The sequence below is a fragment of the Kitasatospora papulosa genome (assembly GCF_000717245.1).
Taxonomy (GTDB): Bacteria; Actinomycetota; Actinomycetes; order Streptomycetales; family Streptomycetaceae; genus Streptomyces; species Streptomyces papulosus.
In genome coordinates this window covers 437,063-460,863 of sequence record NZ_JNYQ01000001.1, presented here as the reverse complement: position 1 = coordinate 460,863, position 23,801 = coordinate 437,063, and the positions used below count along the sequence as shown (strand labels likewise).

Genomic DNA, 23,801 nt, shown 5'->3' with positions numbered 1-23,801 from the left:
CACCAACTCCCCTGCCGATGCTGCCGGGTGAAGGTGGGAAACGGCCGGATCGCGCCATCCTCACGCCCGCGTGCGCCCGGGCACGCACGGGCGCACGCCGTGTCGCACAGGGGGAGCACGGGCCTGGGCGAAAAGGCTGTGCGCCCGCTGTGCGCAGGGCAGTTCGAATAACGATCGATGTGATCGTTTCCGTATCCCCACACTTCATTCACAGCGATTTGCCAGGAGTTCGTGCGACGAAATTCACTCTCGCCAACCTCCCGCCGATATGCGCCATTTAAGACGGATGAATCAGCACGTAACGGGCATCTGCTGATGGTTTTACTTTCGAATGACCGGGAACACGCGTTATTTCTTGAGAGTTTTACGCATGCCGATCGACGGGTCTAAGGTGCAGCAGATGTCCAAAGCTCCGAGCGAAATTCAGAGGGCCCCGTTCACCCCGGAGAGCCGGGAGTCGGAGCCGAGACACGAGCAGGTCCTGACGGCCGAGCGCACTCCCGCCGCCACCTCGAGGCCCGCCCAGGACCGCGCCGGGGCCCCCGCACCGGCCAAGCGCCGTGACGCGTACTTCGACAACGTGAAGTACCTCGCGATCGTGCTCGTCGCCGTGGCCCACGCCTGGGAACCGGTGATGGACGGCAGCCGCATCACACGTGCCCTGTACATGGTCGTGTACACGTTCCACATGCCGGCGTTCATCCTCGTCTCCGGATACTTCTCACGGTCCTTCGACATGAGCTCGCCCAAGGTGAAGCGCCTCGTCACCGGGGTCGTGGTGCCCTACGTGCTCTTCGAGACGGCGTACTCGCTCTTCAAGCGGTACGCGGACGGCGCGGCCGACACCTCCATCACCCTGCTCGACCCGTTGTTCCTCACCTGGTTCCTGATCGCTCTGTTCATCTGGCGCGTGACAACGCCGCTGTGGCAGTCCCTGCGCCACCCCCTGCCGGTCGCCCTCGTCATCGCCATGCTCGCCTCGGTGTCGCCGGAGATCGGTGACGATCTGGACCTGCAGCGCGTCTGCCAGCTCCTGCCGTTCTTCGTGCTCGGCCTGCTGATGAAGCCCGAGCACTTCCAGCTCGTGCGGCGTCGCGAGGTGCGGCTGCTGGCCGTACCGCTGGCCCTCGGGGCCCTGGTGTTCGCCTACTGGGCCGCGCCGCGCATGCGGCTGGGCTGGTTCTACCGCAGCAACAGCGCCCAGGAGATGGACTTCCAGTGGTGGACGGGGCCCGTGATGACCCTGGCCATGTTCGGATGCGCGATGCTGCTGACGGTCGCGTTCCTCGCCTGGGTGCCCCGCCGTCCCATGTGGTTCACCGTGCTGGGGGCCGGAACCATCTGCGGCTACCTGCTGCACGGCTTCCTGATCAAGGGCGCCGTCTACTACGGCCTGTTCGACCGCTACGAGTGGCTCTCCGGCCCCGTCGGGATCGTCCTGGTCTCCGTCGTCGCGGCCGTCGCCGTGACCCTGCTCTGCACCCCGCCGGTCCGGCGCGCCCTGCGCTTCGCGACCGAGCCGGACATGAAGTGGGCGTTCCGCCGGAGCCCCGCCAAGCGCTGAGCCTGTCCGGATCGGCCCCCCTGACGCCGGGGGCCGATCCCCCGGGGCGTCAGCCTGCGGCGGGGTTGGCTTGATCCCGCCGTTCGGTCGGCCCGGCACCCCCGTCGAGCCCCAGCAAGCCGCGTACCTGCGCATATTTCTCGGTCAGACGGGTATGGGTCGTCGGCTCGAGCACCGCGAGCCGGTCCGGGTCGGCGTTGTGCGCCAGATCCGACTCCTTGATCAGCAGCGCTCCGGGCGTGGCGAGAATCCGCCCGGTGTACGCGAAGAGGTCCTCGCCGTCCCGCTTGGTGACGGCGAGGACCATGTCTTTCACCCGCCCGGACAGCGGGGCCTCGTCCAGCCACCGCCGCGACAGCGCGCCGTCCTCGATCGCGTCGTGCAGCCAGGCCGCGGCGATCTGCTCCTCGCTCCCTCCCCGGATCCGCACGCCCTCGGCCACCGCGGCCAGGTGCTCCGCGTACGGGCGTCCCGCCTTGTCGGTCTGCTCCCGATGGGCCTCGCGGGCGATCAACTCCACCTGGGACAGGTTCAGATACGGCATCGGCATGGGCCGACTCTACGCCCGGCCCCGCCTCCTCGGACGGTTCCACGAGTGCACCCCTGATCGTTCGGTAAACTAATTACTGACGATTCCTTGACGCGCTCTTGACCGAAAGAAGGAGACAGGCTCATCGGACACGCAGACACGCTCATCGCCATGGGGGGCGCGTTCCTCGCCGCGGCCGTCCTCGCCCGCGTAGGCGGTCGTATCGGACTGCCGACCATCCCCCTGTTCATCCTGGCCGGGATCCTGCTCGGCCCGCACACCCCCGGGGTCGTCCTCCTCGACGATCCGCACGACCTGGAGATGCTCTCCGCGCTCGGCCTGGTGCTGCTGCTCTTCTACCTCGGCCTCGAGTTCCACCTGGACGACCTGAAGAAAGGCGGGCGCAAGATGGCGCTCGCCGGCGGCACCTATCTCGCTCTGAACGTCGGCGCCGGTCTCGGCTTCGGCTTCGCGCTGGGCTGGGGCACCTCGGAAGCGCTGGTGCTGGCGGGTGTGCTCGGCATCTCGTCGTCCGCCATCGTCACGAAGGTCCTGGTCGACCTCGGCCGGATCGGGAATCCGGAGACCCGGCCGATCCTCGGCATCATCGTCGTCGAGGACGTCTTCCTCGCCCTCTATCTCGCCGCGCTGCAGCCGATCCTGTCCGGGGCGGACAGCCTCGGGGCCGCGGTGCTCGACGGCGGCAAGGCCTTCGGATTCCTGCTGCTGCTCGCCCTGATGGCCCGGTTCGGCACGAAACTCGTCGGCAAGCTGATGAACACCAAGGACGACGAACTCCTCGTCATCTCCTTCCTCGGTGTCGCCGTCTTCGTGGCCGGGGTCTCGGAGTGGTTCGGCGTGGCCGACGCGATCGGCGCCTTCATGGTCGGCCTGATGCTGGGCAGCACCACCTCGGGCCCCCGCATCCTGAAGCTCGTCCATCCCCTGCGGGACGCGTTCGGAGCGATCTTCTTCTTCGCCTTCGGACTCTCCATCAACCCGGGCGACCTGCCGAGCGTGCTGTGGCCGGTGCTGGCCGCCGTCGCGGTGACCGTGCTGATGAACGTCTTCGCCGGTATGGCCACGGCCAAGATCTACGCCTTCGGGCCGAAGGCCACGGCCAACGTCTCCACCACCCTGGTGGCGCGCGGCGAGTTCGCGCTGATCCTCGCCACCATGGCAGCGGGCGCGGGCCTGGACGAACGGCTCTCGCCGTTCATCGCCGGGTACGTGCTCCTGCTGGCGGTCCTGTCGCCGCTGGCGGCCGGCCGGTCGCACTGGCTCGCCCGGATCCTCCCCGGCGGGCGCACACGGGACCGGGAGACCGAGAAAGAGGCGGTACCGGTCTGAGGGGCGGCCGACCCGGGTGGGGAGGCCCTGGCCGCGCACCCGGGACGACGCCCGCCGGGACTTCTCCACCTTCGGGTGACCGCATGACACGTGCATTGACGTCCGTGCGGTTTCGACCGCTTCCGTACGGTTCAGCCGCGACGGGACAGCAGCAGGAGGGCGCGGTCGTCGTTGACGTCCTTCGCGCAGGCCTCGATCAGATGCCAGGCCGCGCCCTCGAAGCCCGTCGCGACGTAGCGGTCGGCCTCGCCGGTCAGCCGGTCGATGCCCTCCGCGATGTCGCGGTCGGACGCCTCCACCAGGCCGTCGGTGAACAGCATCAGGACGTCCCCGGGCGCCAACGAGCCCTTCACCGCGTCGAACTGCGCTCCGTCGTAGACGCCGAGCAGGGGGCCTTCGGCCGCCTTCTCCTCCCACAGGCCACTGCCCGCGTGCAGTTGGAGGGCGGGGGGATGGCCGGCGGAGAGGAGTTCGTAGTCGCCGGACTCCAGGTCCAGGACGAGGTGGATCGAGGTGGCGAAGCCCTCGTCCCAGTCCTGGCGCAGCAGGTAGCCGTTGGCGGCGGGCAGGAAGCCGTGCGGCGGGAGGGATCCGAGGAGTCCGCCGAAGGCGCCCGACAGGAGGAGGGCGCGGGATCCGGCGTCCATGCCCTTGCCGGAGACGTCCGTGAGGACGACTTCCAGGGTGCGCCCGCCGTGGGTGCGGGCGGCGACGACGAAGTCGCCCGAGAAGGACTGGCCGCCGGCGGGGCGCAGCGCCATCTCCCGGTGCCAGCCCTCGGGCAGTCGCGGCAGGGCGCTCTGGACCCGGATCCGCTCGCGCAGGTCGAAGAGCATCGTGCCGCCGCGTCGCCACGGCACCCCGACCCTGGCTCGGAACTGGGCGAGGACGAGCCCGAAGAAACCGCAGGCCGCGACGACCAGGACGGTGCCCGGTGTGACCCGGGCGGGGCCGTCCGCGTAGGGGCCGAGGGCGATGGACTCGACGATCAGGGCGGCGGCCGCCGTCGCGTAGAGGCTCAGCAGACTGGCCGGACGCAGCAGGAGACCGCCCGCCACGATCGGCAGGGCCAGGGCGGTCGGGGAGCACCAGACGGGGTTGAGCAGCGTGGTGCAGGTGATCACCGGGATGATGACCAGCAGGCCGGCCAGGGCTATCCAGTCGGACCCGTCGCCGCGGAAGTAGTCCACCCCGGACCGGCGCAGCGCGATGCGCGCCCGGTGTGCCGATCTGCGCCACCGGGCGGTGAAGGTCTCTGCTCCACTGCGACGTGCCATTGTCGGGACCTTATCCACCCGACGGCCTCCGGTGCAGGGGGACCCGGTGTCAATGTGTTCGAAACCAGGTCGCCCCAGGTCGCACGCCCCTGATAAGCAGGGCTCATGAACACGGATTTGCGCACATTGTCGGCCACGGCGTGGGACTCCTGGCTCGGCTGTATCGAGTTGGCGTTCGGCGGCGTCCCCCTCTCCCCCGAGTCCCGCGAGCTGTACGCCGCGCTGGCCGAACCGGAGCGGGCGCTGGGGCACTGGGACGGTGCCGAATGCGTGGGTACGGCCGGTGCGTACGGTTTCCGGCTGACCGTCCCGGGCGGGGCGGCGGTGCCGGCCGCGGGGATCACGATGGTGAGCGTCGCCTCGACGCACCGGAGGCAGGGGCTGCTGACGTCGATGATGCGGCGCCAGCTGGACGACGTCCGCTCGTGGGGCGAGCCGCTCGCGGTGCTGACGGCCTCGGAGCCCGGCATCTACGGCCGGTTCGGCTACGGCGCGGCGTCGGCGGAGGCGAAGCTGCGGATCGACAGTTCCCGGGTCGGGCTCGCGCTGCCGCCCGGCACGGACGGGGTGCGGGTGCGCCGGTCGTCCCCGCGGGAGGCGCTCGACGCCTGCGAGGCGGTGTACGCGCGTGTGGCGCCGGACCGGCCCGGCACCCTGGTGCGGCAGCCGGGCTGGGAGAGGGTGCCGGTGAGCGACCCGGAGAGCTCCCGGGGCGGGGGCTCTCCGCTCCAGTGCGTGCTCGCGGAGCGGGACGGCGAGGTCACGGGTTACGTCACGTTCCATCTGCGGCCGGGCTGGGACGGCGCCGTACCCAACGGCACGGTCGCGGTGCGCGACCTCGCGGCACTCGACCCCGCGTCGTACGCGGCGCTGTGGCGCTTCCTGTTCGGCATCGACCTGACCTCGGTGGTCGAGTGCGGCAGCCGGCCCGTGGACGACGCGCTGCTCCGGCTGGTCTCGGACGTCCGGCGCTGCGAGGTGCGGGTGCGGGACGGGCTCTACGTGCGGCTGGTCGAGCTGGGTGCGGCGCTGGAGGCCCGCGCCTACCGGGCCCCGGTGGACGTGGTGCTGGAGGTGGAGGACGCCTTCTGCCCGTGGAACGCGGGGCGTTGGCGGCTGACCACCGACGCGGAGGGCGCGGCCACCTGCCGGCGGACGGAGGACGAGCCCGAACTGGCCCTGTCCGTGAACGACCTGGGCGCCGCCTACCTGGGCGGGGTGTCCCTGACGACGCTGGCGGCGGCAGGGACGGTGCGCGAGCTGCGGGAGGGGGCGCTGGCCGCGGCCTCACTGGCGTTCGGCTCGGACACGCAGCCGTGGTGCCCGCACGGTTTCTGATCCGGGCCCTCCCCGGCCTGCCTACCTGCCCGCCGCGGAGGGCTGGCAGGCCGGGCACCAGAAGAGGTTGCGGGCCGCCAGGTCCGCGGTCCGGATCTCGGTGCCGCAGATGTGGCAGGCCTGCCGGGCCCGGCGGTAGACGTACACCTCGCCGCCGTGGTCGTCGACCCGCGGGGGACGGCCCATGGCCTCCGGGAGGTGCTCGGGGCGGACCGTGTCGATGCGGTTGTTCCGCACGCCCTCGCGCATCAGGACGCCGAGGTCGGCCCAGATCGCGTCCCACTCGGCCCGGGTGAGGTCCTTGCCCGCGCGGTACGGGTCGATGCCGTGCCGGAAGAGGACCTCGGCGCGGTAGACGTTCCCGACGCCCGCGACGACCTTCTGGTCCATCAGCAGGGCGGCGACGGTGACGCGGCTGCGGGAGATGCGGAGCCAGGCGCGTTCGCCGTCCTCGTCCGCGCGCAGCGGGTCGGGGCCGAGCCGGTCGTGTATCGCCCGCTTCTCGGGGCCGGTGATCAGGGCGCAGGTGGTGGGGCCGCGCAGGTCGGCGTGGTGGGAGTCGTTGAGCAGGCGCAGCCGGACGGTGTCGGTCGGCGGAGGCGCGGGGACCGTGCCGAAGCCGAGCTTGCCGAAGAGGCCGAGGTGGATGTGGACCCAGGCCGATCCCTCGAAGCCGAGGAAGAGGTGCTTGCCGTGGGCGTCGACACCGGTCAGGACACGTCCGTCCAGCAGGGCCGCGCTGTCGGAGAACTTCCCCTGGGGGCTGCTCACCCGCACCGGGCGGCCCGCGAACCGCTCGTGGTGGTCTGCGGCGAGACGGTGGATCGTATGCCCCTCGGGCACGGCTGTTCTCCTGGTGACGCGCTCGTGCCGCCGGGCGGGAGCCCGGCGGCACGAGGGAAGCGGGTGCGGGCCGTTCAGCCCTGCTGCGGATGGTGGGCCGGGATCGGGGGCAGCTCGCCGGTGTTCTCGTACGCCGAGAGCATCTCGATGCGGCGGGTGTGACGCTCCTCACCCGAGTACGGCGTGGCCAGGAAGATCTCGACGAACTTCGTGGACTCCTCCAGCGTGTGCATGCGGCCGCCGATGGCCACCACGTTGGCGTCGTTGTGCTCGCGGCCGAGCGCGGCGGTCTGCTCGCTCCAGGCGAGCGCGGCGCGGACGCCCTTGACCTTGTTCGCGGCGATCTGCTCGCCGTTCCCGGAGCCGCCGATGACGATGCCGAGGCTGTCCTTGTCCGCTGCCGTCCGCTCGGCGGCGCGGAGGCAGAACGGCGGGTAGTCGTCCTGGGCGTCGTAGATGTGGGGACCGCAGTCGACGGCCTCGTGGCCGTGGGCCGTGAGCCACTCGACGAGGTGGTTCTTCAGTTCGTAGCCGGCATGGTCGGAGCCGAGGTACACGCGCATGGTGCGAAGTGTGGCACGGACCGGGCGGGGTAATGGTCAGCGGGGTCGGGAGCCACCGGGGTTTCCCGGAGGCCCTGTTCAGGTCCGGACCTGTGTGCCGTGCCACTCGGGCAACGATCGGGTCAAGGAAACGGATGAGGGGGTTCCGCTTCTGGTGCCGGCCGGGCTTGAATGCGTGGCCTTGCCTTCGCACCACCACCGCCAAGGCAAGTAATACCGACACACATGATCAGAAAACCTAAGGATTCGATCCATGACGTCGCAGACGACTCTGGCCGGACCGGGTCAACAGCCCGGCGAGCCAGGTAAGCCCGACTCCCAGGACGGGCTCCAGGCAGGTCTCAAGAACCGTCACCTCTCGATGATCGCCATCGGCGGTGTGATCGGGGCGGGCCTCTTCGTCGGCTCCGGAGCCGGCATCGCGGCAGCGGGACCGGCCATTCTCCTGTCGTACGCGCTGGTCGGCCTCATGGTCGTCTTTGTCATGCGAATGCTCGGCGAGATGGCGGTCGCCCGGCCGAGCTCGGGTTCCTTCTCCGCCTACGCCGACCAGGCCCTGGGCCGCTGGGCCGGTTTCTCCATCGGCTGGCTGTACTGGTTCTTCTGGGTCGTGGTGCTCGCCGTCGAGGCCACGGCGGGTGCCAAGATCCTGGAGAGCTGGGTACCCGGCGTCCCGCAGTGGGCCTGGGCCCTGATCGTCATGGTGGTCCTGACGGCGACCAACCTCGTCTCCGTCGGCTCGTACGGCGAGTTCGAGTTCTGGTTCGCCGGGATCAAGGTCGTGGCGATCGGCGCGTTCGTCGTCGTCGGTCTGCTCGCCGTCTTCGGCGTCCTGCCGGGGTCTGACCACGCGGGATCGGGCCTCGCCCACCTCACGGACACCGGCGGGTTCTTCCCCGAGGGGCCGGGGGCCATCCTCACGGGTGTGCTGATGGTCGTCTTCTCCTTCATGGGCAGCGAGATCGTGACGCTGGCGGCGGGTGAGTCCGAGGACCCGCGCCGTGCCGTCTCCAAGGCCACCAACAGCGTGATCTGGCGTATCGCCATCTTCTACCTGGGCTCGATCTTCGTCGTCCTGACCCTGTTGCCGTGGAACGACCCCTCGATCGTCGAGGACGGCTCGTACGTCGCCGCGCTGAACGTCATCGGCATTCCGCACGCCGGGCAGGTCATGGACGTCATCGTGCTGACGGCCGTGCTGTCCTGTCTCAACTCCGGCCTCTACACCGCCTCGCGCATGGCCTTCTCGCTCGGACAGCGCGGGGACGCGCCGAAGGCGTTCTCCACGGTGAACAAGCGGGGCGTGCCGCAGGCGGCGATCCTCTCGTCCGTCGTGTTCGGCTTCGTGGCCGTGTTCTTCAACTACCAGTGGCCCGACACCGTGTTCGCGTTCCTGCTGAACTCCTCCGGCGCGGTCGCCCTGTTCGTGTGGCTGGTGATCTGCTTCACCCAGCTGCGGATGCGCGGCATCATCCTGCGCGAGTCGCCCGAGAAGCTCGTCGTGCGGATGTGGCTCTTCCCGTACCTGACCTGGGCGACGATCGCGATGATCTCCTTCGTCCTCGTCTACATGCTGACCGACGACGCCGGGCGCGAGCAGGTTCTCCTCTCACTGCTGGTCGCCGCCCTGGTCGTGGCGGTCTCGCTGGTGCGGGACGCGCGCAGCAGGAAGGCGGCGGCACCGGTCGAGTGATCGGTACGCATACCTGACGGCGGATGTCAGGTATACCCGGAAGGCTCTCCCTCGCCACGCGGTCCCGCGAGCGAACGGAGAGCCTTCGTCATGACAGCCACACCCACGGCCGGGAGTTTCCAGACCGGTTTCGCCATCCGTCCCGATCTCCTGGTGGAGGCCCGCGGGGCCGCCGACGTACGGGCCGCCGTCCGGGACGCGGCCGCACACGGCCGGTCCGTGGCCGTCCGCGCGACCGGCCACGGGCTGCCGGGTCCGGTCGAGGGCGGCGTGCTGGTCGACACCCGCCGGATGGACACCGTGGAGATCGATCCGGTGCGCCGCACCGCGCGCATCGGGGCGGGTGCCACCTGGGGGCGGGTCGTCGAGGCGGCCGCCCGGCACGGGCTCGCCCCGCTGAACGGATCGGCGCCGGGCGTCGGCGCCGTCTCGTACACCCTGGGCGGCGGTCTGGGGATCCTGGGCCGGGAGTTCGGCTACGCGGCCGACCATGTGCGCGCGCTGGACGTGGTGACGGCCGACGGCGTCCTGCGCCATGTCACCCCGGACGCCGAACCGGACCTCTTCTGGGGGCTGCGGGGCGGCGGGCACCGGCTGGGTGCCGTGACGGAACTGGAGACCGGCCTGGTGGCCGTGGACCGGCTGTACGGCGGCTCGCTGGCCTTCGACGGGGCCGCGGCCCCACAGGTGCTGCGGCACTACCTGGAGTGGACCCGGACCGTGCCGGACACCTGCACCTCGTCGCTCGCGGCGCTGAGCTACCCCGACGTCCCGCAGATGCCGCAGGCCCTGCGGGGGCGGTACGCCGTCTCGGTGCGCGTCGCGTACACCGGCTCCCCCGTCGCCGGCGAGGCGCTGGTGGCGCCGCTGCGGGCGATCGGCCCGGCGCTCTCGGACTCGCTGCGGGAGATGCCGTACACGGAGAGCCACACCATTCACAGCGACCCGCCGTTCCCGCACGCGTACTACGGCGAAGGGCTGATGCTGCGCGAGCTGGACGCGGGGAGCGCGGCGCGGGTGCTGGAGCTGACCGGGCCGACGGCCCCGATGATGACGGTGGTCCAGATCAACCACCTGGGCGGCGCCCTGGCCTCGCCACCCCCGGCCGGCAACGCGGTGCCGCACCGGGAGGCCGGCTTCCTGCTGCGGCTGCTGGCCATGACGGCCGGGACGGACGTGGCCGCCGCACGGCACCTGTTCGCGCGGGCGGCCGGGGAGACGGCGCCCCACGGCCTGGGCCGCGCGCTGAACTTCTCCTTCGGCGGCGGGGACCGCACCGGAGGCCTGCACGGCCCCGGGACGCGCGAGAGGCTCGCCGGTCTGGTGTCGCGGTACGACCCGGCGAGCCTCTTCGGTGGTGCCTACGGCGTCGGTGACGACGCCGTGTGACCAGCGGCGGCGTCGGAGGCGACGCCCGCCGGCCGTGGTCGTCAGCCTCGGCGGCCGGCCAGCTTCCAGGAGGCGGGCAGGGCGCCCATGGCCAGCGCGGCCTTGAGCGCGTCGCCGATCAGGAACGGCACGAGACCGGCCGCGACGGCCGCGCTCATCGACATGCCCGTGGAGAGCGCCAGGTACGGCACGCCGACCGCGTAGATGACGAGGGAGCCGACCGCCATCGTGCCCGCGGTGCGCAGGACGGACCGGTCCCCGCCCCGGCGGGCGAGACCGCCGACGACCGTGGCGGCGAGCAGCATGCCCAGGACGTAGCCGAAGGACGCGCCGCCCGGGCCGGAGGTGCCCTCGGAGAACCACGGCATACCGGCCATGCCGACGAGCGTGTACAGGGCGAGGGAGAGGAACCCGCGGCGGGCGCCGAGCGCGGTGCCGATGAGCAGCGCGGCGAAGGTCTGGCCGGTGACGGGGACCGGGGAGCCGGGGACGGGCACGGCGATCTGGGCCGCGATGCCGGTGAGTGCGGCGCCGCCGACGACCAGCGCGGTGTCCACGGCGTAGCGGTGCCGGGCTGCGGGCAGCAGGTCGGCGAGGACCGCTCCGGAACGGGCGGGGGCGGCAGCAGTATTCATCGGGACTCCGCGGGTGAGGTCGGCAGGCAGGGACGGACTGGAGGTGACGTTAGCCGACGTGCCATCGCTCCATCACCATCAGCCGCCCACAAAGCGGTGGTTGAGGGCTTAGTCGGGTTCGCACAAAGAGCGTTGCGCAACAATCCCTCGGCGTGATGCTGGTCACTGAGGCTGAGGTGTACGCGGCCCTCCGTTCGGGAAGGGGCGCCGTCCCGTGAGACTGTAGGTTCCCCATAAATGATCCGAGAGTGATCCGCAGCTCATGCACGACGCGCCCCCCACGCACCCCCCTGTTCCGCCCGAGCCCCTGGCCCAGGGTCTGAAACAGCGCCATCTGACGATGCTCGGCCTGGGCGGGGTGATCGGCGCCGGGCTCTTCGTCGGGTCGGGCGCCGGGATCGCGGTCGCCGGGCCCGCCGTCGTCGTCTCGTATCTGATCGCGGGCGCGCTCGCGATGCTGGTGATGCGGATGCTCGGCGAGATGTCGGCGGCGATGCCGGCGTCCGGGTCGTTCTCCGTCCACGCGGAGCGGGCGCTGGGGCGCTGGGCCGGGTTCAGCGTGGGCTGGCTCTACTGGTTCCTGCTGGTGGTGGTCCTCGCCGTGGAGGCGACGGCCGCCGCGCAGATCGCCCACGGCTGGGTGCCCGCGGTGGACCAGTGGCTCTGGGTGCTGCTGTTCATGGTGGTGTTCACGGTGGCCAACCTGACGGCCGTGAAGAACTTCGGGGAGTTCGAGTTCTGGTTCGCCGCGCTCAAGGTGGGCGCGATCGTGGTCTTCCTGGTGCTCGGTCTGCTGGCCGTCCTCGGCGTGCTGCCCGACACCCGTCCGGTGGGGCTGACGAACCTCACCGGCCAGGGCGGCTTCCTGCCCAACGGCTGGGACGGCGTGGTGTCCGGGGTGCTCACCGTGGTGTTCGCCTTCGGCGGGCTGGAGGTCGTGACGATCGCGGCGGCCGAGACCGACGACCCGGCGCGTGCCGTGGGCCGCGCGGTGCGCAGCGCGGTGGTGCGCATCCTCTTCTTCTACGTCGGCTCGATGCTGGTGATCGTGACCGTGCTGCCGTGGACCGCGCAGCAGGCCGGACTCAGCCCCTACGTGAAGGTCCTGGACTCGATCGGGGTGCCGTCGGCCGGGCAGATCATGAACATCGTGGTGTTCGTGGCCCTGCTCTCGGCGCTCAACGCCAATCTCTACGGCTCGTCCCGGATGATCTTCTCGCTGGCCGAGCGGGGAGAGGCGCCGCGGGGGCTGCTGAGGGTGTCCGGCGGGCAGGGGGGCGGCGTGCCCCGCAGGGCGGTGCTCGCCTCGGTGGCCTTCGGCTTCGTCTCGGTGCTGCTCAATCTGAAGTGGCCCGACTCCGTGTTCCTCTACATGCTCAACTCGGTCGGGGCGGTCCTGCTGTTCGTCTGGGGCCTGATCGCCGCCTCCCAGCTGCGGCTGCGGCGCCGGCTGGAGCGGGAGGCGCCGGGCGCGCTGACGTTGCGGATGTGGTGCTTCCCTTATCTGACCTGGGTGACCCTGGCCGGTCTGCTGGCCGTCCTGCTACTGATGCTCACCGACGACGTGGCCCGCCCGCAGGTGCTGTGGTCGGCGGGTGCGACCGGTCTGGTGCTGCTCGTCGCGGTCGTACGGGAGCTGCGCTCGAGATAGTAGGCAGGTGCACACCTTGTGTGAGCCTGGTGACCGTATAGCGGACGTCCGTTCCCCCTGGGCGGGGCCCGTGGCAAGACTGTGGCCCGACCCCTGTCCCGACCAGTGAACAGAGTTTGTCCATGTCCCGGACCTCCGCGCCGCCCCCCACGGACGCCACCGCCCCCGCCGCCGACTCCGCGCTCACCCACGGACTCAAGCAGCGCCACCTGTCGATGATCGCCCTGGGCGGTGTGATCGGAGCGGGGCTCTTCGTCGGCTCGGGTGCGGGCATCGCCGCGGCCGGTCCCTCGATCGTCGTCGCGTACGGCATCTCCGGGCTGCTCGTCATGTTCGTGATGCGGATGCTCGGTGAGATGTCGGCGGCCAACCCCGCCTCCGGCTCCTTCTCCGTCCACGCGGAACGGGCGATCGGCCCCTGGGCGGGATTCACCGCCGGGTGGTCGTTCTGGGTGCTGCTCTGTGTCGCGGTCGGGCTGGAGGGCATCGGCGCCGCGCAGATCGTCACCGGCTGGCTGCCCGGCACCCCGGAATGGGTCTGGGTCGCCCTGTTCATGGTGATCTTCCTCGGCACGAATCTCGCCGCCGTCAAGAACTTCGGTGAGTTCGAGTTCTGGTTCGCCGCCCTCAAGGTCATCGCGATCACCCTGTTCCTGGTGCTGGGTCTCCTCGCGATCCTGGGGGTGCTGCCCGGAACGGACTCCCCCGGCACGTCGAACCTCACCGGCGACGGCGGCTTCATGCCGAACGGTTCGGAGGGACTCATCATCGGTCTGCTCGCCTCCGTCTTCGCGTACGGCGGCCTGGAGACCGTCACCATCGCCGCGGCCGAGTCCGAGAACCCGGTCCAGGGTGTCGCCAAGGCGGTGCGTACGGCGATGTGGCGCATCGCCGTGTTCTACATCGGCTCGATGGCGGTCATCGTGACCCTCGTGCCGTGGGACGACCCCCAGGTCGCCGAGGTCGGCCCGTTCTACGCGATGCTCGACCACCTCGGTATCGGCGGTGCCGCGGAGATCATGAACGTGGTGATCCTCGTCGCCCTGCTGTCGGCGATGAACGCCAACATCTACGGCTCCTCACGCATGGCCTGCTCCCTCGTCGCCCGCGGCCAGGGCCCGAAGGTCCTCGGCAGGATCTCCTCCGGTGTCCCGCGCAACGCCGTGCTCGCCTCCTCGGTGTTCGGCTTCCTGTGCGTGCTGCTCAGCTACTGGCGTCCCGAGGACGTCTTCCCCTGGCTGCTCAACATGATCGGCGCGGTGATCCTGGTCGTCTGGATCTTCATCGCCGTCTCGCAGCTGATCCTGCGCAAGCGGACCGAGCGTGAGTCCCCGGAGCGCCTGGTCGTGCGGATGTGGCTCTTCCCGGTCCTGACGATCGTGGCGCTGGTGGCCATGGCCGGGATCTTCGTCCTGATGCTGCGGCAGCCCGACACCCGGGACCAGCTGCTGGCGACCGGCGTGCTGACGGCGGTGCTGATCGTGATCGGCGTGGTGCGGCAGAAGCGGGCGGGGCGCACGCCGGACGCCTGATGTTCCGTGGCCGCCGCACGCCCCGGCGGCCACGCGAGCGCCTCGGCACGGCGGCCGCCGTACGCGGGCGAGGACAGCGGCCCGCGCGTGGCGAGGTGTCGCCGTCAGTCGCCCCCGCCGCCTCCGCCGTCACCGCCGCCGCCGTCACCACCGCCGCCGGAATCCCCGCCGTCGCCGCCGTCCGCGCCCCAGCCGTCGCCGCCGCCGGACTCGTTGTCCTCGCGGCCGTTGCCCAGGTTGCTGAACCAGGGGCGGTCCCAGGACACGTCGTCGGCCACCGGCTCGCCGCCCCCGCCGTCCGTGTACCGCTCCGGCCGGAAGCGTGCGGTACCTGTCGTGTCGCCTATGCCGAAGGTGACGGCGAAGGCCTGGGCCATGACGGCGTCCAGCGGGTCGTCGGTCTCGTGGCGCACCGGGGACAGCGGCCTCAGCACGGTGTCCGGCGTGCGCGCCGGCCGGTGCGGCGGGCGGGCCAGCAGGGCGACGCGCCGACCGTCACGCAGCAGCCACGAACGCGTGGCGCTCTCCCGCCTCAGCACCCAGTGCGCTCCCGGCAGCCGTACCTCCACCGCGCTTGCGGCCTTGCGCAGCTTCTTCCTGAGCACGAGTTCCGCCGTGGCCTCACCGACCGTCAGGCGCAAACCCTTCGAGGGGTCGCGGGCGTCGCTCCGGAAGCCCCGCGGCGCGCGGACGCGTACGGCGGGCGCGTGCGGGCCCCACACATCCACGCGCACCAGCCGCCGGTCCACGGCGACGGCGACAGGCCCGGCGGGTCCGTCCGCGAACCTCCGCGCGATCCACAGGGGTACGCCCTCGGCGCGTGCCCGGTCCGCCAGGGCGGCCACCCGCCCGGGCCCACCGCAGCGCCGGACGGCCAACTCGCCGAACGCCCGGGCGAAGGCGGCGGCCTCCCGTGCCTTCAGCGGGGTGGCGGTGCCGGTGACGCGGGTGAGCGGGACGGACCCGGAGCCCTCGGCGAGCCGGTCCAGCGCGCGCTCCGCTCCACCGCCTCCCAGCCAGTGACCGCGCAGGTACGCCTCGGCCATGGCGCCGAGGTTCAGCTCGTCCAGCGGTATGGTCCTGCCGCCCCTGCGCAGCCGCTCCTCGGTCAGTCCCACGGTCTGCGCCAGCGGATTCCAGGACCGCTCGCCGTACAGCACCTGGCTCACGTCAACCCCCCGTGATTCGAGCGTGGCTCGGGCAGGAGGACACCTTCACACACGGTGCGCACCGCCCGGCCGCCGGGGTCGCGCCCTCAGTCCGCCCGCCGCCCGACGAGGCCGAGCTCCAGCAGTGGCAGCGCCCGGCCCGGCACCGAACCCGACGGCGTCGATCCGATCCGTACCGCTCCCATCGCCGTGTAGAAGGGCTCGGCGTTCGGGTCGGCGTCGATGGTGAGCCGGACGAACCCGGAACGACGCGCCCGCGCGACGGTGTGCTCGAACAGCAGCCGTCCCACACCCCGGCCGATGGCGTCCGGCTCGACGAACATCATGGCCAGGGCGCCTTCGGGCGGTTCCCCGGCCAGGGTCGTGAAGCCCAGGATCCGGCCGTCCTGCTCGGCGACCATCGTGCGTCCGTGCGCCATGTCCGGAGTGACCGTCAGTTCGTCGCGGCAGGCGGCCATGAACGCCTCGTCGTACCCCCAGTGCGCCTTGGACCGCAGGGCCAGTCCGGTCAGCTCGGCGGTCTCCTCGGGCCGCCCCTCCCGTACGTACGTCAACGTCTCCCCCTTCTGTCGTGCCGTCGCCGTGATTATCCGCGGACCGGAACCGAGGACTGATCACTTCCGCCGCTTCTCCCTGCTAGCCTGCAATTGCGAAAGACTTGCAATAACAACCAGGCAGCAGTTGGAGGGTTCGCCCCATGGCCACGTACACGCTTCCGGAACTCCCGTACGACTACGCGGCGCTCGAACCGGTCATCAACCCGCAGATCATCGAGCTCCACCACGACAAGCACCACGCGGCGTACGTCAAGGGTGCGAACGACACCCTGGAGCAGCTGGAGGAGGCCCGCGACAAGGAGGCCTGGGGCGCGATCAACGGCCTGCAGAAGAACCTCGCGTTCCACCTCTCCGGCCACATCCTGCACTCGATCTACTGGCACAACATGACCGGTGACGGCGGCGGCGAGCCCCTCGCGGCGGACGGCGTGGGCGACCTGGCGGACGCGATCGCCGAGTCCTTCGGCTCGTACGCGGGCTTCAAGTCGCAGCTGACGAAGGCCGCAGCGACCACGCAGGGCTCCGGCTGGGGCGTCCTCGCCTACGAGCCGGTCAGCGGCAGGCTGATCGTCGAGCAGGTCTACGACCACCAGGGCAACGTCGGACAGGGCTCCGTCCCGATCCTGGTCTTCGACGCCTGGGAGCACGCCTTCTACCTGCAGTACAAGAACCAGAAGGTGGACTTCATCGAGGCGATGTGGCGCGTCGTCAACTGGCAGGACGTGGCCAGGCGCTACGCCGCCGCCAAGGAGCGCGCGGACGTCCTGCTGCTGGCCCCCTGACGGCCCCGACACGTCCTGCCTCGTGATCGTCTTCTCAACCTTCACCCGGCAGGCGGATGGACGGAGGACCCCCGCGAGGACATGACTCGCGGGGGTCCTCCCATGCACGGGCGCGGTGGTGGCCCCTCAGATCCGGAAGACGGACCCGATGAACTCGGCGAGCAGCCGCTCCTTGAGCGGACCCGGCAGCGCGTCCAGCAGGACGAGTACGGGCGCCGCCCGGCGCGGGAGCCCGGCGCCCTCGCCGAGCCCGGCGAACGCGAGGACGCCCGCCACCTCGTCCGGCCCGAGCGTCTCGGGGTCCAGCCCGGCGGCGAACGAGGCCAGCTCCGGGTCCACCACCACAGGCTCCAGGGCACGGGCCGTGTCCAGCGCGACGGCGAGGTCGTCGAGCAGGGAGCCGACCTGGCCGACGGTGGCGGGGGTGAGCGTGAGGTGGAGGTTGGGCGGCAGCCCGTCGAAGGAGAGCTGCGGCTGGAGGTACCAGCCCAGCTCGCGCATCTCGTCGGCGAGGTGCAGGAGCAGGCTGAGGTCCGGGGTCACGCCGTCCTCCCCCGCGACGGTGAACGCGACGAGCCCGGCGGCGGGATCGCCCAGGACCCGTACGCCGTCCATGGACCGCAGCCCCGCGAGCAGCCGGTCCGAGGCCTCCCCCACCCGGCCCGCGAGAGCGGTGTAGCCCTCCTCGCCCACGTGCCGGAGGACCGCCCACGCCTGGGCCAGCAGACCACCGGACTTGGTGCCCTGCACGGTCGGGTTGACGACGGGGTAGCCGGGCCAGCCGGCGTGGGCGAAGTACTGGTGACGGCGGAGCGCGGCGTCGCGGTGGAGGACCACGGAGGCGCCCTTGTCCGCGTAGCCGTACTTGTGCAGGTCCACGGAGAGGGAGGTGACACCGGGGACGGACAGGTCGAAGGGCTCCACCGCGCGCCCGGCCCTCCGGAGGTACGGCAGGATCCAGCCCCCGATGCAGGCGTCGACGTGGCAGAGCACTCCGCGTGCGGCGGCGGCCGCGGCGATCTCGGCGACCGGGTCGATCACCCCATGGGCGTACGAGGGGGCGGAGGCGACCACCAGCGCGGTGCGGTCGGTCAGCGCGGCGGCCATGGCCGCCGCGTCGGCGCGGAAGGTGACGGGGTCGACGGGCACCACGACCGGTTCCAGGCCCAGGTAGGCGGCGGCCTTGTGGAAGGCGGCGTGGGCGGTGGACGGCAGCAGCAGCTGGGGTGCGGTGATCCCGCGCTCCGACCGCGCGTGGTCGCGGGCGGTCTTGACTGCGAGCAGGATGCTCTCGGTGCCACCGCTGGTGAACGTCCCCTGGGCACCGGGGGCCCCGAGCAGCGCGGCGACCGACCCGACCACGTCGTTCTCCAGCCGGGCCACGCTCGGGAAGACCGTGGGGTCGAGCCCGTTGACCGTCGCGAACGTCGTGTACGCCTCGGCGGCCAGTTCGTCGAGGCCGTCCAGCCCCGCGTCGTAGACGTAGGCGAAGGTGCGGCCCCCGCGGGTGGGCGCGTCCGCCTCGCGCAGCGCGCGCAGTTCGGCGAGCACCTCGGTGGCGGGGCGGCCCTCGGGCAGGGCGGGTTCAGTCGGCACGGGCGGGCTCTTCCTGGAGGGGCCGGTTCACGGCCGGGGTCACGCGGTAGCGGCTCAGCAGGACGAGGCTCACCGCGGCCAGCAGGGCGGGCAGCACGCTCATCCCCGCGGTGATGCCGGTCAGGGCGGCGTCCGGCTGTTCCACCTGGTGGGCCGCGTCGGAGGAGCGGAAACCGGTCACGGCGAGGACCATGGCGAACACCCCGGCGCCCAGGGCGAAGGCGAGGGTCTCGGCGGCGGTCCACAGCCCGGTGAAGGTGGCGGCCCTGCGCCTGCCGGTGGCGGCGGCGTCGGCTGCCAGGGTGTCCGCGAGCATCGTGAGGGGCAGCAGCTGCAGGCCGGCGTAGGCGATTCCGACGAGGACGACCGCCGGGTAGCCGACGGCCGGCCCCCCGGATCCGGTGAAGGCGAGGAGCACCGCGCCGGCGGTGTAGAGGAGCGACGCGCACCACTGGGCGTACGTCACGCCCTTGCGGCGGGCCAGCCGGTTCCACAGCGGCATGAAGAGGACCAGCGGGCCGATGAGGCAGGCGAACAGCGGGGTGACCGCGCCCGCCGAGCCGAGGGTGTACGTCGCGAAGTACTGGACGCCGGCGAGCATCACGCCGATGGCGAGGGCCTGCAGTGTCCACATGCCGGCCAGGTGGAGGAACGGCCTGCTGGACCGCGCGGCGGCGAGCTGGGCCCGGAGGGAGGGTTCGGCCTCGCCGCGGGCGACGGCCGGGGCCCGGCGGGTGGCGGACCAGGCGCCGAACATGCCGACGGCCAGGAGCACCGCGACGGCGACGCCCATCAGCCGGTAGCTCCCCGGGGTGTCGCCGTCTGCGTGCGCGATCGCCGGGGCGAGCGCGCCGGACAGCAGGATCGCCACACCGAGGAACCCCACGCGCCAGCCGAGCACGCGTCCGCGTTCACCCGGGTCCTCCGTCATCTCCGCGGGCATGGTCACATACGGCACCTGGAAGACGGCGTACGCGGTGGCGGCGAGCAGGAACAGGGCGGCGACGTAACCGGCGGCCGGTGCGCCCCGGAGCGGCGGCGCGGCGAAGATCAGCGCGAAGAGCGGCGGCAGGGTGCAGGCGCCGATCAGCAGGAACGGCCGGCGCGGGCCGCCGCGCAGCCGGCTGCGGTCGGAGAGCGCGCCGACCAGCGGGTTGATCAGGACGTCCCAGGCCTTCGGCAGGAAGACGGCCGCACCCGCGACGGCGGCGGGGACGGCGAGCACATCGGTGAGGTAGTACAGCAGGATCAGACCCGGCACCGTCGCGAAGGTGCCGGTGCACAGCGAGCCGAGCCCGTACCCGATCCGCACGGTGCGCGGCAGGGGCGGGGCCGCGCGATGGTCCGTGCCCGCAGCCGGCATGGGCAGATCATGAACGACGGTCCGCGCGGTCGGCAATACCCGCGGACCCCGCGACACATGACCGGAACACCGTGGACCGGCGTCCCCGCGTCCTGCCGGAGCAGCTGCGACACTGACGGGATGACGGACGACGGACGGCAGACGGACCGGGGCCTGGAACGGGCCATCCTGGACCTGCTGGAACGGCGCGGACCCGATGCGACGATCTGCCCCTCCGACGCCGCGCGAGCGGTGTACGAGGGGGACGGCGACGGCTGGCGCGCGCTCATGGAGCCGGTGCGCAGGGCGGCCGGGCGGCTCGTCGAGGCGGGCGAGGTGGAGATCACCCAGGGCGGCAGGCCCGTGGAGCCGGCGAAGGCCCGCGGTCCGGTACGTATCCGCCGGGTCCGCTGAGCCCGGACGGACCGCCGGCACCAGGGCGGCGGGCGCGGTGCGGGCCCCGGGATCCGGAGCCCGCACCGGCCGGACCGGGTCAGTCGAAGACGGGGCCCTGCGTACGGGTCCGCTTGATCTCGTAGAAGCCGGGGATCGACGCCACCAGCAGCGTGCCGTCCCAGAGCTTCGCGGCCTCCTCGCCCTTGGGGGCGGGGGTGACGACCGGGCCGAAGAAGGCGATCTGCTCGCCGTCGGCACCGGGCACGGCGATGACCGGGGTGCCGACGTCCTGGCCGACCTTGTCGATTCCCTCCTTGTGGGAGGCGCGCAGCTCCTTGTCGTACGCGTCGGAGTCGGCGTACTCCAGGAGCTCGGCCGGGAGGCCGACGTCGGCCAGGGCGCCGGCGATCGCCTCGCGGGTGGGGCCCTCGCCGTTGTTGTGGATGCGGGTGCCCAGGGCCGTGTAGAGCGGGCCGACGATGTCGTCGCCGTGCTTCTGCTGGGCGGCGACGACGACCCGGACGGGCGCCCAGGCCTGCGTGCGCATCATCTCCTGGTACTCCTCGGGCAGCTCGTCGAGCCTGGGCTCGTTGAGGACGGCGAGGCTCATCACGTGCCAGCGCACCTCCACGTCACGGACCTTCTCCACCTCCAGCATCCAGCGGGAGGTCATCCAGGCCCAGGGACAGAGCGGATCGAACCAGAAGTCGGCCGGGACCTTGCCGCCTGCCGTGCTGTTCTCGGGCATGTCTCTCCTCATGAGATCGGTCTGGCACCTGCCTGCCCGAACACCACCGGGCCCTCCCACCATTCCCGTGCACCGGCTCCGACGGCCGCATGGGAGGATCAAAAGTCTTCGAATGAGACACATGAGACACGAAGGAGTGCTCCGTGCCCGGTGAGAACCTGTCCCGCGACGAGGCCCGCGAGAGGGCCGAGCTGCTGACCGTCGACGGTTACGAGGTCGCCCTCGACCTCCGCTCCGCCGTCGGCGAGCCCGACGGGGGCGACGAGGCCGGTCCGCGCACCTTCCGCTCGCAGACCACGATCCGCTTCCGCGCGGCCCGCGCCGGGGCCTCGACCTTCGCCGACCTGCTGGCCCCGTCGGTGGACGCGGTGACGCTGAACGGCAAGGACCTGGACCCCGGAACCGTCTTCGACGGCACCCGGATCGCCCTGGACGACCTCGTCGCCGGTGAGAACGTCCTGGTGGTCGACGCCCGGTGCGCCTACAGCCGGACCGGCGAGGGCATGCACCGCTTCGTCGACCCGGAGGACGGCGAGGTCTACCTCTACACGCAGTACGAGCCGGCCGACGCGCGTCGCGTCTTCGCCAACTTCGAGCAGCCCGACCTCAAGGCGCCCTACCGCTTCGAGGTGACGGCACCCGAGGGCTGGCAGGTGTGGAGCAACGGCGCGGAGGAGTCGCGGGACGGCGAGGTCCACCGGTTCGCGGAGACCCTTCCCATCTCGACGTACATCACCGCGGTCGTCGCGGGCCCGTACCACTACGTGAGCGACGTCTACACCCGGACGTCCGACGACGGCGAGAAGCTGGAGATCCCCCTCGGCGCGATGTGCCGCAAGGGCCTCGCGCGCCACTTCGACCCGGACGACGTCTTCCTCGTCACGAAGCAGGGCCTGGACTTCTTCCACGACCACTTCGACTACCCGTACCCCTTCGGGAAGTACGACCAGGCGTTCGTGCCGGAGTACAACCTCGGGGCGATGGAGAACCCGGGCCTCGTCACCTTCCGCGAGGAGTACATCTACCGCGGCAAGGTCACCTCGGCGTCCTACGAGCGCCGCGCCAACGTGATCCTGCACGAGATGGCGCACATGTGGTTCGGCGACCTGGTCACCATGCAGTGGTGGGACGACCTGTGGCTGAAGGAGTCCTTCGCCGACTTCATGGGGACGTTCTCGATGGTGGAGGCGACCCGCTTCACCAACGGCTGGATCACCTTCGCCAACAACCGCAAGGCGTGGGCCTACCGGGCCGACCAGCTGCCGTCCACGCACCCGGTCACGGCCGACATCCGTGACCTGGAGGACGCCAAGCTGAACTTCGACGGCATCACGTACGCGAAGGGCGCCTCGGTGCTCAAGCAGCTCGTGGCGTACGTGGGCCGGGACGCGTTCCTGGAGGGCGCGCGCCGCTACTTCAAGCGGCACGCGTACGGCAACACGCAGCTGGGCGACCTCCTCTCGGTACTGGCCGAGACGTCCGGCCGCGACATGACGGCCTGGTCGCGCGCCTGGCTGCAGACGGCAGGGGTCAACGTCCTGACGCCGGTCGTGACGTACGACGGCCAGGGCCGGATCGCCGAGCTCGCCGTGACCCAGGAGGCCGCGGCCTCCCACCCCGAACTGCGCCCGCACCGGGTCGCGGTGGGCCTGTACCGGCTCTCCCCGGAGGGCGAGCTGGTGCGGTTCGCACGCGCCGAGACCGATGTCGCCGGGGAGCGGACCGTGGTCGCGGAGCTCGCGGGGTCCGAGAGGCCGGACCTGGTGCTGGTCAACGACGACGACCTCACCTTCTGCAAGATCCGCTTCGACGAGGGGTCCCTGGCCACCCTCCGCGAGCACCTCGGTGACATCACCGACCCGCTGGCACGGGCGCTGTGCTGGTCCGCGCTGTGGAACCTGACGCAGGACGCGCTGCTCCCGGCCCGGGACTTCGTGTCCCTGGTGCTGTCCTTCGCGGGCCGCGAGTCGGACATCGGTGTCCTGCAGATGCTGCACGCGTGGGCGCAGTCGGCCCTGGTGCACTATGCCGCGCCGGCCTGGCGCGAGGAGGGCGGCCCGGCGCTGGCCGGGGGCGCGCTGGCGGAGCTGCGGCGGGCCGAGCCCGGCAGTCAGCACCAGCTGACGTGGGCGCGGTTCTTCGCCGCCGTCGCGGCGTCGGACGCGGACTTCCAGCTGCTGGGCGGACTGCTCGACGGCACCGCGGTGATCGAGGGTCTGGACGTCGACCAGGAGCTGCGGTGGGCGTTCCTGTCGCCGCTGGCCTCGCACGGCAGGGCCGACGAGACCGCCCTGGACGCCGAACTCGCCCGGGACGACACGGCGTCGGGCAAGCGGCACCACGTGCGATGCCTGGCGTCCCGCCCCTCGGAGGCGGTCAAGGCCCAGGCGTGGGCGGCGGTGGTGGAGTCCGACAAGCTGTCCAACGCCTTCGTCGGGGCGACGATCGCCGGCTTCGGACAGCCGTCGCAGCGCGAGCTGCTGGCGCCGTACACGGCCTCCTACTTCGAGGCCATCGAGCGCGTGTGGGCGGAGCGGTCCATCCAGATCGGGATGGACGTGGTCAAGGGCCTGTTCCCCGGGCTGCAGGACGACCCCGCGACCCTGTCCGCGACGGACGCGTGGCTGACCTCGCACCCGGACGCGGCACCGGCGCTGCGGCGGCTCGTCCTGGAGGCCCGGGACGATCTGGCGCGGGCGCTGCGGGGGCAGGAGCGCGACGCGAGGGCGTGAGCATCCGGCGCGCGCCCCGCACACGTGTGGGGGGCGCGCGCCGCCCAATTCCTGCCGCGACCACCCTTTTCGGCACTCGAACTACCGTGCTTCTGTGTGGCGTTGTCCTGGAATG

At 71.6% G+C, this 23,801-nt stretch carries 20 protein-coding genes; 10 read left to right on the top strand and 10 right to left on the bottom strand.

Annotated features, from left to right (window positions below; translation table 11 throughout):
* Positions 1–400: 400 nt before the first annotated feature.
* On the top strand, positions 401–1,564 hold the full coding sequence (locus IA22_RS0101925; RefSeq protein WP_030122561.1) for an acyltransferase family protein: 1,164 nt from the start codon (positions 401–403) through the stop codon (positions 1,562–1,564).
* 49 nt (positions 1,565–1,613) lie between these two features.
* On the opposite strand, the gene IA22_RS0101920 is transcribed toward IA22_RS0101925, so the two are convergent.
* Positions 1,614–2,114 carry an HD domain-containing protein gene (locus tag IA22_RS0101920; RefSeq protein WP_030122560.1) on the bottom strand — a complete coding sequence of 167 codons (501 nt, stop codon included), beginning with the start codon at positions 2,112–2,114 and terminating at the stop codon, positions 1,614–1,616.
* A 150-nt stretch (positions 2,115–2,264) separates the two neighbouring features.
* Here IA22_RS0101920 and IA22_RS0101915 point away from each other — a divergent pair, with 150 nt between their 5' ends.
* Positions 2,265–3,443 (top strand): cation:proton antiporter, encoded by a 1,179-nt coding sequence (locus IA22_RS0101915; protein ID WP_015577147.1) that lies wholly within the window; start codon positions 2,265–2,267, stop codon positions 3,441–3,443.
* A 131-nt stretch (positions 3,444–3,574) separates the two neighbouring features.
* Here the strand turns inward: IA22_RS0101915 and IA22_RS0101910 are convergent, their stop codons facing one another.
* A complete protein-coding gene (locus IA22_RS0101910; RefSeq protein ID WP_015577148.1) occupies positions 3,575–4,720 on the bottom strand; it encodes a PP2C family protein-serine/threonine phosphatase in 1,146 nt (381 codons plus the stop codon).
* 105 nt (positions 4,721–4,825) lie between these two features.
* Here IA22_RS0101910 and IA22_RS0101905 point away from each other — a divergent pair, with 105 nt between their 5' ends.
* Entirely contained in the window at positions 4,826–6,058 is a 1,233-nt protein-coding gene (locus IA22_RS0101905; protein ID WP_030122559.1) for a GNAT family N-acetyltransferase, read from the top strand.
* Positions 6,059–6,079: 21 nt separating this feature from the next.
* Here IA22_RS0101905 and IA22_RS0101900 read toward each other — a convergent pair whose 3' ends face one another.
* Positions 6,080–6,901, bottom strand: coding sequence for an Fpg/Nei family DNA glycosylase (locus IA22_RS0101900; RefSeq protein ID WP_030122558.1), 822 nt, complete (start codon positions 6,899–6,901; stop codon positions 6,080–6,082).
* A 74-nt stretch (positions 6,902–6,975) separates the two neighbouring features.
* A complete protein-coding gene (locus tag IA22_RS0101895; RefSeq protein WP_014156274.1) occupies positions 6,976–7,464 on the bottom strand; it encodes a ribose-5-phosphate isomerase in 489 nt (162 codons plus the stop codon).
* Positions 7,465–7,717: 253 nt separating this feature from the next.
* On the opposite strand from IA22_RS0101895, the gene IA22_RS0101890 reads away from it, so the two are divergent.
* Both IA22_RS0101890 and IA22_RS0101885 read left to right on the top strand, forming a co-directional pair.
* Positions 7,718–9,157, top strand: coding sequence for an amino acid permease (locus IA22_RS0101890; RefSeq protein WP_014156273.1), 1,440 nt, complete (start codon positions 7,718–7,720; stop codon positions 9,155–9,157).
* Positions 9,158–9,247: 90 nt separating this feature from the next.
* On the top strand, positions 9,248–10,546 hold the full coding sequence (locus tag IA22_RS0101885) for an FAD-binding oxidoreductase (protein ID WP_030122557.1): 1,299 nt from the start codon (positions 9,248–9,250) through the stop codon (positions 10,544–10,546).
* Positions 10,547–10,587: 41 nt separating this feature from the next.
* On the opposite strand, the gene IA22_RS0101880 is transcribed toward IA22_RS0101885, so the two are convergent.
* Positions 10,588–11,181 carry a biotin transporter BioY gene (locus IA22_RS0101880; protein ID WP_030122556.1) on the bottom strand — a complete coding sequence of 198 codons (594 nt, stop codon included), beginning with the start codon at positions 11,179–11,181 and terminating at the stop codon, positions 10,588–10,590.
* 262 nt (positions 11,182–11,443) lie between these two features.
* Between IA22_RS0101880 and IA22_RS0101875 the strand changes: the two genes are divergently transcribed.
* Together IA22_RS0101875 and IA22_RS0101870 are read left to right on the top strand one after the other, a co-directional pair.
* Positions 11,444–12,832, top strand: coding sequence for an amino acid permease (locus IA22_RS0101875; protein WP_030122555.1), 1,389 nt, complete (start codon positions 11,444–11,446; stop codon positions 12,830–12,832).
* Between the two features lie 122 nt (positions 12,833–12,954).
* Complete coding sequence (locus IA22_RS0101870; RefSeq protein WP_014156269.1) at positions 12,955–14,364, top strand: amino acid permease; 1,410 nt, start codon at positions 12,955–12,957, stop codon at positions 14,362–14,364.
* A 104-nt stretch (positions 14,365–14,468) separates the two neighbouring features.
* On the opposite strand, the gene IA22_RS0101865 is transcribed toward IA22_RS0101870, so the two are convergent.
* Both IA22_RS0101865 and IA22_RS0101860 read right to left on the bottom strand, forming a co-directional pair.
* Positions 14,469–15,533: a hypothetical protein gene (locus tag IA22_RS0101865; protein ID WP_030122554.1), complete on the bottom strand. Its 1,065-nt coding sequence runs from the start codon at positions 15,531–15,533 to the stop codon at positions 14,469–14,471.
* Between the two features lie 86 nt (positions 15,534–15,619).
* Positions 15,620–16,087, bottom strand: a complete 468-nt coding sequence (locus IA22_RS0101860; RefSeq protein WP_030122553.1) for a GNAT family N-acetyltransferase — start codon at positions 16,085–16,087, stop codon at positions 15,620–15,622.
* A 143-nt stretch (positions 16,088–16,230) separates the two neighbouring features.
* Between IA22_RS0101860 and IA22_RS0101855 the strand changes: the two genes are divergently transcribed.
* Positions 16,231–16,872, top strand: a complete 642-nt coding sequence (locus tag IA22_RS0101855) for a superoxide dismutase (protein ID WP_014156266.1) — start codon at positions 16,231–16,233, stop codon at positions 16,870–16,872.
* Positions 16,873–16,998: 126 nt separating this feature from the next.
* On the opposite strand, the gene IA22_RS0101850 is transcribed toward IA22_RS0101855, so the two are convergent.
* Positions 16,999–18,468 (bottom strand): pyridoxal phosphate-dependent decarboxylase family protein, encoded by a 1,470-nt coding sequence (locus tag IA22_RS0101850; protein WP_030122552.1) that lies wholly within the window; start codon positions 18,466–18,468, stop codon positions 16,999–17,001.
* Positions 18,458–19,831, bottom strand: coding sequence for an MFS transporter (locus tag IA22_RS0101845; protein ID WP_030122551.1), 1,374 nt, complete (start codon positions 19,829–19,831; stop codon positions 18,458–18,460). Before IA22_RS0101845 ends, IA22_RS0101850 begins: the two co-directional genes overlap by 11 nt.
* A gap of 120 nt (positions 19,832–19,951) precedes the next feature.
* Between IA22_RS0101845 and IA22_RS0101840 the strand changes: the two genes are divergently transcribed.
* On the top strand, positions 19,952–20,224 hold the full coding sequence (locus IA22_RS0101840) for a DUF3253 domain-containing protein (protein WP_014156263.1): 273 nt from the start codon (positions 19,952–19,954) through the stop codon (positions 20,222–20,224).
* A 79-nt stretch (positions 20,225–20,303) separates the two neighbouring features.
* On the opposite strand, the gene IA22_RS0101835 is transcribed toward IA22_RS0101840, so the two are convergent.
* Positions 20,304–20,954 (bottom strand): mycothiol-dependent nitroreductase Rv2466c family protein, encoded by a 651-nt coding sequence (locus IA22_RS0101835; RefSeq protein WP_014156262.1) that lies wholly within the window; start codon positions 20,952–20,954, stop codon positions 20,304–20,306.
* A gap of 143 nt (positions 20,955–21,097) precedes the next feature.
* Here IA22_RS0101835 and pepN point away from each other — a divergent pair, with 143 nt between their 5' ends.
* Positions 21,098–23,686, top strand: a complete 2,589-nt coding sequence (gene pepN, locus IA22_RS0101830; protein ID WP_030122550.1) for an aminopeptidase N — start codon at positions 21,098–21,100, stop codon at positions 23,684–23,686.
* The last annotated feature ends 115 nt before the right edge of the window (positions 23,687–23,801 follow it).